Source organism: Mucilaginibacter sp. (genome assembly GCF_028288225.1).
In the GTDB taxonomy this organism is placed as follows: Bacteria; Bacteroidota; Bacteroidia; order Sphingobacteriales; family Sphingobacteriaceae; genus Mucilaginibacter.
Map to the genome: position 1 here is coordinate 31,673 of NZ_JAQBOC010000017.1, position 13,392 is coordinate 45,064.

General features: G+C 39.7%; 12 protein-coding genes. 1 reads left to right on the forward strand and 11 read right to left on the reverse strand.

Features of this window, described 5'->3' with window-relative positions:
- Positions 1-10: 10 nt before the first annotated feature.
- From JWQ54_RS04530 to JWQ54_RS04550, 5 genes are all read right to left on the reverse strand, one after another.
- Complete coding sequence (locus JWQ54_RS04530; RefSeq protein WP_299580873.1) at positions 11-565, reverse strand: DUF4199 domain-containing protein; 555 nt, start codon at positions 563-565, stop codon at positions 11-13.
- A 93-nt stretch (positions 566-658) separates the two neighbouring features.
- The gene (locus JWQ54_RS04535; RefSeq protein WP_299580876.1) at positions 659-1,240 is read right to left on the reverse strand and encodes a DUF4199 domain-containing protein; all 582 of its coding nucleotides are present in this window, start codon (positions 1,238-1,240) and stop codon (positions 659-661) included.
- A 22-nt stretch (positions 1,241-1,262) separates the two neighbouring features.
- Complete coding sequence (locus JWQ54_RS04540) at positions 1,263-1,931, reverse strand: hypothetical protein (RefSeq protein ID WP_299580879.1); 669 nt, start codon at positions 1,929-1,931, stop codon at positions 1,263-1,265.
- Between the two features lie 4 nt (positions 1,932-1,935).
- Entirely contained in the window at positions 1,936-3,189 is a 1,254-nt protein-coding gene (locus JWQ54_RS04545) for a dihydroorotase family protein (protein WP_299580882.1), read from the reverse strand.
- 33 nt (positions 3,190-3,222) lie between these two features.
- On the reverse strand, positions 3,223-5,277 hold the full coding sequence (locus JWQ54_RS04550; protein WP_299580885.1) for a BatA domain-containing protein: 2,055 nt from the start codon (positions 5,275-5,277) through the stop codon (positions 3,223-3,225).
- A gap of 429 nt (positions 5,278-5,706) precedes the next feature.
- On the opposite strand from JWQ54_RS04550, the gene JWQ54_RS04555 reads away from it, so the two are divergent.
- Positions 5,707-6,459 carry a DUF72 domain-containing protein gene (locus JWQ54_RS04555; RefSeq protein WP_299580889.1) on the forward strand — a complete coding sequence of 251 codons (753 nt, stop codon included), beginning with the start codon at positions 5,707-5,709 and terminating at the stop codon, positions 6,457-6,459.
- A gap of 106 nt (positions 6,460-6,565) precedes the next feature.
- On the opposite strand, the gene JWQ54_RS04560 is transcribed toward JWQ54_RS04555, so the two are convergent.
- From JWQ54_RS04560 to JWQ54_RS04585, 6 genes are all read right to left on the reverse strand, one after another.
- The gene (locus JWQ54_RS04560) at positions 6,566-7,312 is read right to left on the reverse strand and encodes a hypothetical protein (RefSeq protein ID WP_299580892.1); all 747 of its coding nucleotides are present in this window, start codon (positions 7,310-7,312) and stop codon (positions 6,566-6,568) included.
- A gap of 7 nt (positions 7,313-7,319) precedes the next feature.
- Complete coding sequence (locus tag JWQ54_RS04565; RefSeq protein ID WP_299580895.1) at positions 7,320-9,626, reverse strand: family 20 glycosylhydrolase; 2,307 nt, start codon at positions 9,624-9,626, stop codon at positions 7,320-7,322.
- Between the two features lie 143 nt (positions 9,627-9,769).
- The gene (locus JWQ54_RS04570; protein ID WP_299580898.1) at positions 9,770-9,895 is read right to left on the reverse strand and encodes a 30S ribosomal protein THX; all 126 of its coding nucleotides are present in this window, start codon (positions 9,893-9,895) and stop codon (positions 9,770-9,772) included.
- A 180-nt stretch (positions 9,896-10,075) separates the two neighbouring features.
- Positions 10,076-11,032 carry a thioredoxin-disulfide reductase gene (trxB, locus tag JWQ54_RS04575; RefSeq protein ID WP_299580901.1) on the reverse strand — a complete coding sequence of 319 codons (957 nt, stop codon included), beginning with the start codon at positions 11,030-11,032 and terminating at the stop codon, positions 10,076-10,078.
- A gap of 154 nt (positions 11,033-11,186) precedes the next feature.
- A complete protein-coding gene (locus JWQ54_RS04580) occupies positions 11,187-12,212 on the reverse strand; it encodes a hypothetical protein (RefSeq protein ID WP_299580904.1) in 1,026 nt (341 codons plus the stop codon).
- Positions 12,212-13,387, reverse strand: a complete 1,176-nt coding sequence (locus tag JWQ54_RS04585; protein ID WP_299580907.1) for a dipeptidase — start codon at positions 13,385-13,387, stop codon at positions 12,212-12,214. The genes JWQ54_RS04580 and JWQ54_RS04585 overlap by 1 nt, the downstream gene beginning before the upstream one ends.
- Positions 13,388-13,392: the final 5 nt, after the last annotated feature.

Consider the following 13,392-nt stretch of genomic DNA (forward strand, 5'->3'; position numbering starts at 1 on the left):
ATTGCAATCGCTAAACAACCGGATCTGTATAATTATCGCTGCTTTGCTCAATATCTAAAATTGAACGTTCTTTTTTAAATATTGCAGCGCCTATCAAAGCAATAATTGCACCTATAAAAATTGAACCAATTACTGCTCCGATAGCACCAAACAAGGTTCCATATTTTTTGGTGATAGCCATTGCGCTGTCAACCTGTTCACTTGACAAACCTTTACTCTCCATTTTTGTCTGTGCATCAGCCAAACTTTGTTCAAACACTTGCGGGCTTAAAAAGGTGAGGTAAACATAAATAAATATAGCACCCAATAATCCTGCAAATATCGAAAATAAAAATCCCCCCATAAACCCTTCGCCATAAGTTAAAAAACCTCCTAATTGATCCCGGTATTCCTTTTGTGCCATTAATAAAAACACAATAAACGGGATGAAAGCTAAATATCTTGCCGGGGAGTTTTGATCAATGTTTAAAAATTGAAAGGCATAAGTAATTACAATTGAGGTTAACACGTTGATGATTGCCCACTTAAATGCTAAATTGGTTGAACTTGGTTTTACATTTTCCATTTTGAATTGGTTTGGTTATTTTTTAATAAAATTAAACAATAATTCCAAAATGGAATATAAAATCATTGATTGATAAGTAATTAATTTTCGTGATTATTGGTTGGGATTGATGTATTCAGGCGGGTCCTTTTTAAAAAGCGACCCAAAGATCAGCGCTAAAAGAAATATAAATAAGATAGAGATAACTATTCCCTGGATAGTACTGCCTACAGATGTATTTTGCTGTTGGGTAAAATCCTTTTTCATCTCAGCTATATCTTTATCAATAATCTTTTGATCATTACCCCTTTGTTTTAAAATATCAGCCTTCGCATTTATCGCAGCAGTTTGTGTTTTTTGAATACCGTTAGGTTCAACAAACCTATCAAAAATTATACTTTTACCTATAAATTGCACCAGGTATGCAATTAAAAACATTGTAAATATACCTGTGGTGGCCTGTTTGAATGTCCAATATCCTCCAACGCTTTTCCTTGCATTAAAGCAGATGAATACAACACAAAAGATGGGTATAAATACAGAGAAAATTATTGGGACAGCTACAAAGAGTACTGGTGATTTTGTAATTGATGTAATAAAATAATAGGATAGTATGCTAAGCCCGGTTATGATAAGGCCTAATAGTAAACCGCTTTTAACCCCGTTTATTTTTATTCGTTGTTCAATATCATTCATTATTATAATGGGTTTATACAGCTTATCTGAAACTGATCAATATTTCTAATACAGCCATGTCAAATTCCTTGTCTACTGCATTATCAGCTATGTTATTTTTCACTTCTGTTGATGGAGCGGTATTTTGAAAAAAGCACATGATAGGGTAAAATAATTCTTTCAATTCTGAATCTTCCGGAAGCTTTACGGCTACTTTATGGATTTCATCAACCGGGCTTTCCATTAAAACCTGGTGCGCTATAACCGGCTCATAGATCCTGTATTCATCCTGAAACTCATCCTCATCAACTAATAAAAATTCTTTTAAGTAATCTTCCAGTCCGGGTTCAATTTCTTCGTCCTCACACTCATTTAAATAAAGCAGCAGGTTTAAAAGCTCGGTACCCCTGTCAAGTGTATCCTCTTCAATGGCTTCCCATTCGGGTGTATCTAAATAGTCTTCTTCCAGCTTTTTAACATCAGCGCTAAAGAAATTTATCATCAACAAATCAAAAAACACTTCGCGTAATGCTTCCAGTTGCTGGTAATCGTCAAATACTTCATCCAGCATGGCCACTTTGCTCATAAAGTCTTCTTCCGAATCAAACACTTCGCCAAGTACATCGGCAAATGGAGCAGCATTAAAGCTGCTATATTTCGAAAAAGCCGTTAAAGCGGCTTCAATGGCTGTTTCTACTTTTTGGTCTATCATGTTTTTATTGTTTATACAGATGATTGTTATTACAGGTTAACAATACTTTCCCTTTTAAGTGCTGCCCTATAAAGGGCGAGTTATATGATTTTGATCTGTTATTTTTCTTGTTGTATTCCCATTCTTCGTCCGTGTCAAACAACACCAGGTTGGCATCTTGTCCTTCAGCAATAATCGCTGCATCAACATTTAATATTTCACGGGGATTCACCGCAAGTTTTTGAATGATGAGCTCAAGGTCCAGCCCTGCTTTCAGTGCAAGGGTAAGCGCTGTTTGCAAGCCTATGATCCCAAACTCGGCCATTTCAAATTCAACATCTTTAAATTCTACCTCATGTGGGGTATGCTGTGAAACTATAGCATCGATGGTGCCGTCTTTAAGGCCTTTCAGCAAAGAATTTACGTCATCGCGGGTACGTAATGGCGGTTTAACCTTATAAAGGCTGTCGAAGCCCATAAGCGCCTCATCCGTAAGCACCAAATGATGTGCGGCAACATCGCAGGTTACTTCCAGGCCTTTCCGTTTGGCTTCTCTGATCAGCTCAACCGAGCGGGTTGTTGATATGGTAGTGAAATGAATGCGTGAACCTGTATACTCGGCAAGGTAAAGGTCCCTTGCAATCATTAGCTCTTCTGCCAATGGCGGGATCCCTTTCATGCCCAACAGTGTGCTTATCTCGCCCTCATTAACTTTTGCTTTTCCTGCTATAGCAGTATCTTCCGGATATGATAGTATCAGCGCATCAAAGCCTTGTGCATATAATAAGGCCCGTTCCATAAGCCCTGCGTCCTGTACGGGCCTGTTACCATCAGTAAATGCTTTGGCTCCGCTTAAAAACATATCATACATTTCGGCCAGGTCTTTGCCTTCGCGCTTGTGTGATATGGCGCCCAACGGATACACATCAACCAAATTCCTTTTGGCCCGGTTCATTAAATATTCTATCTCGGCTTTTGAATGTACCGGCGGAATAGTATTTGGCATTAGGGCTATCCCTGTAAAGCCACCGGCAGCCGCAGCGGCGGTACCCGTATGCAGATCTTCTTTTGTTTCAAGGCCAAGCTCACCAACATTACAGTTCAGATCAAAAAAACCGGGAGATACGTATTTACCTTCTGCTTCTACTAATTCCGCATCGGCTTCCAGTCCGGGGGCTATTTTGCTGATCACTCCTTTCTCAATTAAAATATCAACAACCTGTTGATTAAAGGGTGAGTTAGGATCAATAATTGTTGCGGATTTAATAAGCAAATTCATTTACTATGCTTTAAAAGGTGGGTTTTTATCCATTTAAACCGGTTGCTTAACACTGCGCTGATCTGTTTTGTAAAACCTTACCAGCAGTATTTCGGCGCCCAGAAAAATCAATGCCAAAATTATACAAAGTTTCCATAATTGTAAGCCGAAATTTGTTTCAGTTACATTCCCCTTTAATGAGGCCTTGCCACCCTCTATTATTTCGTCAGCTTGCGGTATCAATTTAGCCAATTCAACGCTGCTTAAATAGCTCAGGTCTGATTCGCTCCTGTTATCATTAAAGGCTATCACAGCTACAGTGCTATCAACTTTTTTCAGGTCGTAAATGCCGGTCTCATGCAATTGGTCGGCAACGTAAATCAAGGTGCTTCCCTCCTGTTGTTTGGTATCAGGGATTATACTTTTTGTATCCTTAACCAGCTTAAGCAATTGTTTTTCATTAGTTTGAACCGGCAGGGTTTCTATAGTTTCATCACGCCCCAAGGTATAAAATAAAGGCTGATCATGCCCGCTTAACAGTGCTATCCTGAACATTAGGGGCACGAACAGCGCATGCCTGGACAGATTGCTAAAATCATCATTTAATGCAACGGCTGAAATATATACCTTTCCTTTGCCGCTGGTATATCCTGCCCAAAAGATTTTACCTCCGGGTAATGTCATTAAATTTTCGGCCCGATTAACAGTTGATGAACTTACCTGGTAATATTTTTTTACAACCGGCAGATTGGGATTTTGCGGGAAGCCTTCAAATATGTTTTTAAATACCTGGCTTTGCAGGTTCAGGCTGGATACTTTGATATCTTCAGTTAATAACTTTTCGGGATAGGCAGCATTCATAGGTTGTAATAACGATTGATAACTGCTTAAATCAGCATCTTCTGAAGGAAAAACAACCAGCGTTCCTCCCTTGCTCACGTAAGTTTTTAGTTGCTGCGATAAGCCCGTTGATATTGCATCTATATCGCTTAAAATAATTAATGGAAAAGTGTTTAAAGCAGCATAATCTATATTACCATCGGGTACCCGTTTAGCCGCAAAAAAAGGATCGGAAGCAAATATTGCTTTTAAATATGGGTTTACCGTGCCACCATCTACCAATAAAACAGGCATTTGCTGTTTTACATTAAATGAGAAGTAAAATTGGTTATCAAAAGTAACCGGGTTATCCTGCAGGGTTATTTCGGCACGCTGCCAGCCAGCCTTTAATCCGGAAAACACCAGTGTATCATATTGTACCGACCGTTCTTTGACCGTATAACTGCCCAAAGCTTTTTGCTCACCATTTATTGAAAGTTTAAGCGGAATCTTTTCTGCTTGTTTATCTGCATAATTATGAAGCCGCACAACCAACTTTTCACTTTCACCCGGGCGGTGTATAGCACTTAGCAAGGCGACAGAGTCAACTGCTACATTCGGCAGGGTACTGGCCTTTAGCTGTACCAAACTGAGGTGTAAACTGGTATCAGCTTTAACAGCTTGTGGCGCTGACATGTTTTTTTGAAAATCGGATATTAAATAAACCGACCTTACCCCATTCCTATGCATGTCCAGCAAGCTTTGCTGCCGGCTGATTATTTGTTGCAAACTGCGGCTTTGCGGACTTATCTTAACAGCATCAACCGCATCATTAAATTCATCACGACTCAATAAACGCTGGTGCTTGCCTTCAAAATCCTGGGTAAGTAGTTGAAAGCTATCGTTAATATTATAGGCTGATGCTATTTCCTTAGCGCGGCGTTTAGCTTCGTCAAGCAAGGTACCTTCACGGTTAAGGGTTTGCATGGAGTATGAGTTATCAACAAATATGCTTACCGTTTGCAATTTGCCTGCATTAACCGCGTTTTTACCGGGAATATAAGGCCTTGCAAATGCAAAAACCAAAAAAGACAAAGCCAAAAGTCTTGAAGCGAGGATCAGACGTTCTTTTAAGTTTCTGCGGTGCGATTGCTGTTCCTGTACATCCTTTAAAAACTGCACATTACTGAAATATACTTTATGATACCTGCGAAAATTAAACAGGTGCACAAGTACAGGTATGGCCAGTGTGAGCAATGCAAATAAGAAGACGGGATATAAAAAATGCATATTCTGGCGCTGGATTGGCACTACACAAATTTACAAAAAATATAAAAAACTTTACCCATAAATACCCTGAATGTGAATAAATACTTTCTTTTTTAGCGCAACTTTTTTCTTTCTTTGTAGTATTCCAAACGGCGTTTAGGCGATTATTGGTTTAATAAAATATCGACCTAAAAAAAATCTATCGCTCTGTATTACTACTACTTGTTTTGGTTTTGGTTTACTGTTTTTATTTAGTGTATCACTACCCGGAACAAAACCTGTATCAATACCCGTATCACTACCTGCATTTAGCATTAGCGCAAATTGTTATTAATCAACACTTTATACACCTTAAATCAATGCTCAAAAAACGGATTGATTTATGTACCGTTTTGTATACCGTTTAAAACAAAATTTGCCTCTGTTTCTTTTTATAAAAAAGGCTAAATTATGGCGGATTGGCACATTGGCTGTTCAGGGTTTCATTATAAAGACTGGAAAGGGCCATTTTATCCGGTGGATCTGCCTCAGCGTAAATGGTTTGATTATTACTGCGAACACTTTAGCACCATTGAGCTTAATGTTACTTTTTACCGTTTTCCGCAACTATCATTTTTACAAAACTGGTATCAGAAAGCACCGGCAGATTTCCGGTTTGCAGTAAAAGCGCCGCGGGCAATTACCCATTATAAAAAGTTTAATGATACTACCGACATGATCACCAGTTTTTACGATACTATTAATGATGGTCTGCAGGAGAAACTTGGACCTGTTTTATTCCAGATGCCGCCAAGTTATAATTATACAGAAGAAAAACTTGATAAAATTATAACCAGCCTCAATCCATCATTTAAAAACGTATTGGAGCTACGTCATGTAAGCTGGTGGCGCGAGGATATTTATAAAAAGCTGGCTGAACACAACATCACTTTTTGCGGCATGAGCCACCCCACCCTGCCTGATGATGTTATTGAAAATACCGATGTGGTTTATTACCGGTTTCACGGAGTACCTGATCTTTATCGTTCCCGTTATTCAATAGAGTTTTTACAAAAGATTGTGAACGAGATTAAACAATGTAAAAGTGTTAAAGAGGCATGGTGTTATTTTAACAACGATTATGATGCAATTGGCGTTTTTAATGCAAGGGAATTAGAAGGATTAGTGACCAGGAGAGCTTCGCCCGCGAAGAAAATCCGTTAAAAACTTGTTTCAGCACCTCACTTGCTAAGTGGCCAGCATATTGGCGAACTGTCCTGTGAGGCGCCGAAACAAGTTCAGCATGACGTTTTGAGGTAGCGGCTATATTTTAATTATCATCACTATTATGCCTTCTATGTTTCTTTTTTGATTTTTTGGTGTTTGTTTTTTTCTTTTCAGTTTCCTTCTTTTTAACTGGCTCTTTAACAATCTGGTTGGGTTCACCACTTACTTTGGTTGAATCTTTACTCAGCTGCTTTATGGTAAACTCATTATTGCGTAATCCATACTCAAACTGGCGTTTTGCAGCCGTTACCTTAGCTGCTTTGGTATTGCCATCATAAATGGGAAACTCACGGATCAGCTTCCCATCTTTAATATAAAAATTATCATCGCCACGGTAACCGGCCCTTTGTGATTTTGTTAGTTTTGGAAAATCCAGCTTATGAGCACCGCTATTATTATATTCAAAGGCATAAATAGTGGTGTAATTTATGGTATCGTTTCCTTTAGCCTGGATCAGTATTTCAGGATTACCATCAAGATCCATATCTGAGTTATAGGCATCCACAATGTCGCCATCCAGGTCGCCGGTTGTAGTAATAAACTTAGCAGCAGCCGAATCAGAATGCAAGATCTCAAATGCACCTGTTTTAGTTGAACCACGCCCCCAGCTTAATACATCATAGTCCTGCCCGGGCGATACTTCAATCAATTCATGATACCTGAAAGGCGCCATCACAACCGGCTTTTTAGGCACTGCAACCGTACTTTCAGGTTTCTTATCTTCCGAGCAGCTTACCATTAAAATGCTGCCAATCAGCATTACAAAGCAATAACGGTATTTGTAAATCATAAAATATTTAATTAAACATCATATCGGGCGTTACCTCGCCTTTAGGTTTATCGGGATTAGTCATAAACACTTTTAAACTACCATTGCTTGCAACATCAAAATATTTTATGGTGATTTTGTGATATCCTTTTTGTAAAGGCACCGCTCCACCCTGGTCAAATACACCATGTTTACCATCATTATCAACAACCGGCTGATCATCAACTAATAAAGCTGACCCATTTGCCGAAGCTGTTGAAAACCCGTAAACGCCATCGCTATCAATACGGAATAAGCCCGTATATATTATGCCATATCCCTTTATATTTTTCTTAAATTCCGATGTGTTGAAGCTAACGGCCACACCGCTATCAATAACGGCGGCATTATTTAACTCACTTACACTGTTAAATACGCCCGTGTATAATTTATATTTTAGTCCTTTATTGGTGTTTTGTCCGTTGATAGCTGGTAAAGGCGCTTTGTTATACATTATTGCGCGGGTTACCTGGCTGCGTTTACCCGATGGTGTGATAACAATAGTTTTCAGCTCGCGGTATTGATCAGCCGGTATATTGTAGGTCATGGGGACAGTATATTCCATATCGGTTTCGCGCGGGTTGTAGCCGTCAATGGTGTAATAAACTTTTGCACCCTCAACAGAACTTTTTAGCTTCACGTTCAGCTGGTTGCCAAACATAATTGTGTCCTTTGTACCAATTGCGGTTGGTACCCTGTAATCAAAATTGTTTTTATCAAACCACGCCAGGTGACCCGGCAGGCGGGTATCGGCAAAATCAGTATAGTTTTTATTAGCCAACGGGGTCCATGCTACTTCTGAAAGTGCAAGTACCCTCGGCAATATCATGTACTCAACTTTGTTATCCGTAGGGATGTACTCTGTCCACAAATTAGCCTGCACACCCAATATGTATTTTTGCTGATCGGCAGTCAGTTCAGCAGGTGTTGGGTTATAGCTGTATATTTTTGTTAAAGGCTCGCTGCCGCCAATGCTTAGTGGCTCATTTTCCTTTCCCTGCGCATGGTCAATATAAAGGCCTGCACTTCCGGGTGTCATTACCACGTTATGGTTTTGTTTGGCAGCGGCTATTCCGCCCTGCTCACCTCTCCAGCTCATTACTGTAGCATTTGGCGACAGGCCGCCTTCCAGTATCTCATCCCAACCGATAATGCTGCGGCCCTTTGAGTTCACAAATTTTTCAATCCGTTGTATAAAATAGCTCTGCAGTTCTTCTTCATCTTTAAGCTTAAGCTTTTTAATCAGTTTTTGGCAAAATTCAGATTTTTTCCAGGCATCTTTTGGTACCTCATCTCCACCAACATGGATATACTTAGATGGAAACAGCGCCATTACCTCGGTTAAAACATCCTGTAGAAAGTTAAATGTTTTGTCTGATGGTTCATATATATTATGGAATACACCCCAAGTTTCAGCCACTTTGTAAATGGTTAATGATGGATCACAGCTAAACTCAGGATAGGCTGCCAAAACAGCTTCTGAGTGGCCCGGCATTTCAATTTCAGGAACAACGTTTATATAGCGGTCTGACGCATATTTTACTACATCACGGATCTGCTCCTGGGTGTAGTAACCTCCATAAGGTGTGTTATCGAACTGTTGTGGAGTGCGTTCGCGGTAATGGCCAATAACCGTTTGTGCACGCCGACTGCTGATCTGTGTTAATTTGGGATATTTTTTTATTTCGATGCGCCATCCCTGGTCATCAGTTAAATGCCAGTGAAAGTTATTCAGCTTGTAGGCAGCCATCACGTCAAGATATTTTTTAACAAACTCAACCGAGAAGAAATGACGGCTCACATCAAGCATTAAGCCGCGATACCCAAACCGGGGATAATCGTCAATCTGCACGCAAGGGAGTTTCGCAACTGCGCCTTTGTTAGCAGGTATTAACTGTATTAATGATTGGATGCCATAAAAAAGGCCTGCTTCTTTACCTGTTATTGTTATTTGCTGTGGTGTTATAGTGAGGTTATAACCACCTGCGGGTATATTATCAGCACCTTTTGAGGTAAGTACAATGCTGTTTGCTGCAGCTGAACCGGTATTTGGTTGAAGTTGTATTTTAAGGTTCTCTCTATTTTGAAGATAATCCTTAAAAAAAACAACTGCTTTATTATCAATGCTATCGGCTAACAGGGTAGTTTCCCGGCTCAGCACAAACTCACCAGCTGACTTTTTAACAGAGACCGGGGCAGGTATAATAACCATATAAGGGTCATTATCCTGTGCGCTTACCACTCCGGTAAAAAGGCCCATAAAAACACATAGCGATATAAAAATCTTTTTATACATACAGTAAAATTTTATTGGTTTAGTTACGAGGTGGTGAAGATAACAGATTTTGGAAAAAAACATCCATTTACAGGTGTAAAAAATCTGTATCTAAGTGAATTTATAATAAAAAAGCCACCCACTTTAATTTGGATGGCCTTAGTTTATTTCTTTTCTTCAGCAACAACTGCCTCAGCAGGCTTAGTCTTTTTCTGGTCGTGAGGCCGGGTTTTACCGTATGAGCCCATTGCTATTTTTCCTTTTCGAGTTTTTTTATCGCCTTTTCCCATGGTTGATTAATTGATTTTCGCTGATTTATAGCTTCCTGCAATGTATAACTTTATAATCGATAAAGTTGTTTTAATTAATTCCTCTGCGTCCGAAAGCCTTAATATGATCTCTGCTTTTTCACCTAATTTCTAATATTCGGTCACTGATCACTAACCTCAACTAATCTCTGGTCACTAACCTCAAGCAGTTACCACATGTTCTTTAGCTGCCAGGTAGCGCTCGGCATCAATTGCCGCCATACAGCCGCTGCCGGCTGCTGTTACTGCCTGGCGGTAAATATGATCCTGGGCATCGCCGCAACAAAATACACCTTCAATATTGGTGGTTGTTGCACCGGGGGTGGTTTTTATATAACCGGTTTCGTCCATGTGGATCCAGCCTTTAAAAATCTCTGTATTAGGGTGATGACCTATCGCCACAAAAAATCCCGACACCTTTAAAGTGGTTTCTTCGTTTGTTTTGTTGTTAATTACGGTAACACCGGTAACACTTTGGCCGTCGCCAACAATTTCTTTGGTTTCGGTATTATATAAGATCTCGATGTTTGGCGTATTCAGTACACGGTGCATCATTGCTTTTGATGCCCTGAACTCATCCCTGCGGACGATCATGGTTACCTTGCGGCATAATTTCGCCAAATAGGTTGCTTCTTCAGCAGCTGTATCACCTGCTCCTACTATAGCTACATCTTCCCCTTTAAAAAAGAAGCCATCGCAGGTAGCACATGCCGAAACACCAAATCCGCTGTATTTTTGCTCTGATTCCAGTCCAAGCCATTTAGCTGATGCACCTGTTGAAATGATAACAGTATCAGCTGTTATGGTTTTGCGCTCATCAACTACCACTTTATGCGGAAGGGTTGAAAAGTCAACCGAGCTAACATAGCCAAAACGGATATCGGTACCTAAACGTTCAGCCTGTTTGCGAAAGTTCTCCATCATCTCCGGACCCATTATGCCTTCAGGGTAACCAGGATAATTTTCAACGTCAGTAGTTTGGGTAAGTTGACCGCCGGCAAGCAGCCCTGTATACATAACCGGTTTTAAATCGGCGCGTGAAGCATAAATAGCAGCAGTATAACCCGCCGGGCCTGAGCCTATGATCAGGCATTTAACATGTTCGATATCTGAAGACATTTTGTTTTTTAAAATTGAAGCTCAAAGGTAAGAAAAAAGAGGCTTTTATTGGTCAGCTATATGCCATCATTTAACCGTGCTCAGGAAGGTGCCCTGAATTAAAACTGCATGTTAAAAATGTTTATCTCTTTATTCAATCTTCAAACTGTTGACTTTAATTATTTTTCGGATCGGGATCGCTTGGCCAAACACTATGTTCCTCTACTAAGCCATTGTGATCTTCAATAGACATTCCATTTCCAACTTCTTTTGCCAACGAAATGCGATAGAGAATAGCCAGCGAATACTTATTTTCTTCCCTCGAAAATAAAAGTTTGTATTTTACCTCCTGGGGATTGCCATCGTGAAATTCAGGGATAAACCTCGGAATGGTTGCTAAGGCAGGCAATAAAATGTTATTAATTCTGTCAGGTAATGAAGACCGGATCAATTTTGGATCTTTTACTTCTCCATTTTGGGCAATGATGATCTCTGTTTCGACCGACCATGCTCTAAGCGTGTCGGGGATTTTCAAGCTTTTCCTTAAGTATTTATTAAGGTCCCCCTGAAAACAGGCGAGCTTAATATGAGCGATCTGTTTTAAGAGTTTACCATTTTTATATAACTGTGTCACTAATGGCGTTTTTATCGTGTCGTAGCCATAAAAATTCCATTCACCATCCTTTTTATCATCAATATATTCCCCTTCCTCAAGCACATAATCACTAATATATTTATGGTATCGGCGATAATTACCGTTCAACTTGTTGTTTTTGTATATATAGGAACAACGCTTAACGTTCTTTTTATTAAATTCCACCCACATTCCTGTTTTGTTGCCATTTAAAAAATAACTTACCTCGCTCACATAATTATTCGTGTCAGCGCGCACAGCTCCTTTAAGATTATCTGGTATTGTTTCCTTTTTATAGAATACAAATTTTCCGTTAGGTATGGTCAATAATGAATCTTTATAGTTTCCTCTCATCAAAATGGTATCCCTCATACTGTATTTCTGTGCGGAATAATCTGAATCCGCGTTTTTCCTGATAAGCATGTAACTAACTGCCTTATGCCACTCAACGTCAAAATTCCCTTTTGAGTCAACATATACTTTGTGAATCTGTGCTGTACAATTTACTACTATAAGCAAACTCAATGCAATCAAACAACAAAACTTCATCTGTGTATATTTTTTCATTATTTCCCCGTATTCGCCTTAAACACCCTTAAAAAATTACCACCTAATATTTTATCAATATCTTTTTCAGAATAACCCGACTTCAATAATTCTTCAGTAATTTTAGGGTAATCCGAAACGCTATCCATACCAAGCGGGTATGATTCGGCACCATCAAAGTCTGAGCCTATGCCCACATGATCTACCCCTATTAGTTTCACTATGTAATCAATATGTTTGATCAACATGCTTAACGGTGGCCTGATCTTGTCCGACTCGCTTTTATAAATCGCATTCAGCCTGATATTAGCCAGGTCGCCCTCATGGTAAATTTTGGTAAGGGAGTCCAACTCTGCTTTATGCTGATGCAAAAAGGCTGCAACTTTGGGCGTATAAGTGCTATCAACAAAGCCGCTATAGAAATTCACAAAAACCACTCCACCGTTTTTTGCAAGGGCTTTCAACTGCGCATCTTTCATGTTACGCCTGCTCGGGTCAAGGCTGTAAGCACAACTGTGCGATGCAATTACCGGCTTGGTACTGGTAGCAATTACATCGTAAAAAGTTTGTTCGCCAACATGCGATACATCAACCATTACACCCAACTCATTCAAGTGCCTTACTATTTGTTTTCCATAATCAGTTAATCCTAAATGCTTTAATGAATCTTTCTTAGTAACCTCATCCCTTGCCGAGGTTGCCCATGACGTGCTGTTGTTCCAGGTAAGGGTTAAATAGTTCATGCCGCGTTTGGCCAGGCTGTCGATATAATCTATCCTGTCCTCAATCATGTGGCCGCCCTCTACACCTATCATGGCAGCCATTTTTTGCTGTTTTACAGCTGCTAAAAGTTCTTTGGAGTTATGAACAAGTGTTATTTTATCCGGGTTACGGGCAATCAATGCATACAATGAATCAATCTCGCGGTTTGCAAAAGCGTAAGCTGTGCCTTTTCCATATTCCTCGCCGCACCAGATAGAAAAGATCTGACCATCAAGTCCGCCTTGCTTTGCACGTACCAAATCGAAATTACCGGAGCTTTGCAGCTTACCAACATCCTGTTTAGTTATTAAGATGTTTGAAAGGATATCGTTGTGCGTATCAACTAAAATTGCTTTTTGATGGATTTGATTTGGCGTTTGAGCGTAGGCTTTTGTAATCAGCAGCAGGATGAACGGTAAGAGTAATTTTTTCATGTTTA

What these genes read in the sequence shown, in the direction of transcription:
- JWQ54_RS04545 (WP_299580882.1), bottom strand. Translation starts at nt 3,189, where the DNA reads ATGAATTTGCTTATTAAATCCGCAACAATTATTGATCCTAACTCACCC.
- JWQ54_RS04535 (WP_299580876.1), bottom strand. Translation starts at nt 1,240, where the DNA reads ATGAATGATATTGAACAACGAATAAAAATAAACGGGGTTAAAAGCGGT.
- JWQ54_RS04580 (WP_299580904.1), bottom strand. Translation starts at nt 12,212, where the DNA reads ATGAAAAAATATACACAGATGAAGTTTTGTTGTTTGATTGCATTGAGT.
- trxB (WP_299580901.1), bottom strand. Translation starts at nt 11,032, where the DNA reads ATGTCTTCAGATATCGAACATGTTAAATGCCTGATCATAGGCTCAGGC.
- JWQ54_RS04565 (WP_299580895.1), bottom strand. Translation starts at nt 9,626, where the DNA reads ATGTATAAAAAGATTTTTATATCGCTATGTGTTTTTATGGGCCTTTTT.
- JWQ54_RS04585 (WP_299580907.1), bottom strand. Translation starts at nt 13,387, where the DNA reads ATGAAAAAATTACTCTTACCGTTCATCCTGCTGCTGATTACAAAAGCC.
- JWQ54_RS04570 (WP_299580898.1), bottom strand. Translation starts at nt 9,895, where the DNA reads ATGGGAAAAGGCGATAAAAAAACTCGAAAAGGAAAAATAGCAATGGGC.
- JWQ54_RS04530 (WP_299580873.1), bottom strand. Translation starts at nt 565, where the DNA reads ATGGAAAATGTAAAACCAAGTTCAACCAATTTAGCATTTAAGTGGGCA.
- JWQ54_RS04540 (WP_299580879.1), bottom strand. Translation starts at nt 1,931, where the DNA reads ATGATAGACCAAAAAGTAGAAACAGCCATTGAAGCCGCTTTAACGGCT.
- JWQ54_RS04550 (WP_299580885.1), bottom strand. Translation starts at nt 5,277, where the DNA reads ATGCATTTTTTATATCCCGTCTTCTTATTTGCATTGCTCACACTGGCC.
- JWQ54_RS04555 (WP_299580889.1), top strand. Translation starts at nt 5,707, where the DNA reads ATGGCGGATTGGCACATTGGCTGTTCAGGGTTTCATTATAAAGACTGG.
- JWQ54_RS04560 (WP_299580892.1), bottom strand. Translation starts at nt 7,312, where the DNA reads ATGATTTACAAATACCGTTATTGCTTTGTAATGCTGATTGGCAGCATT.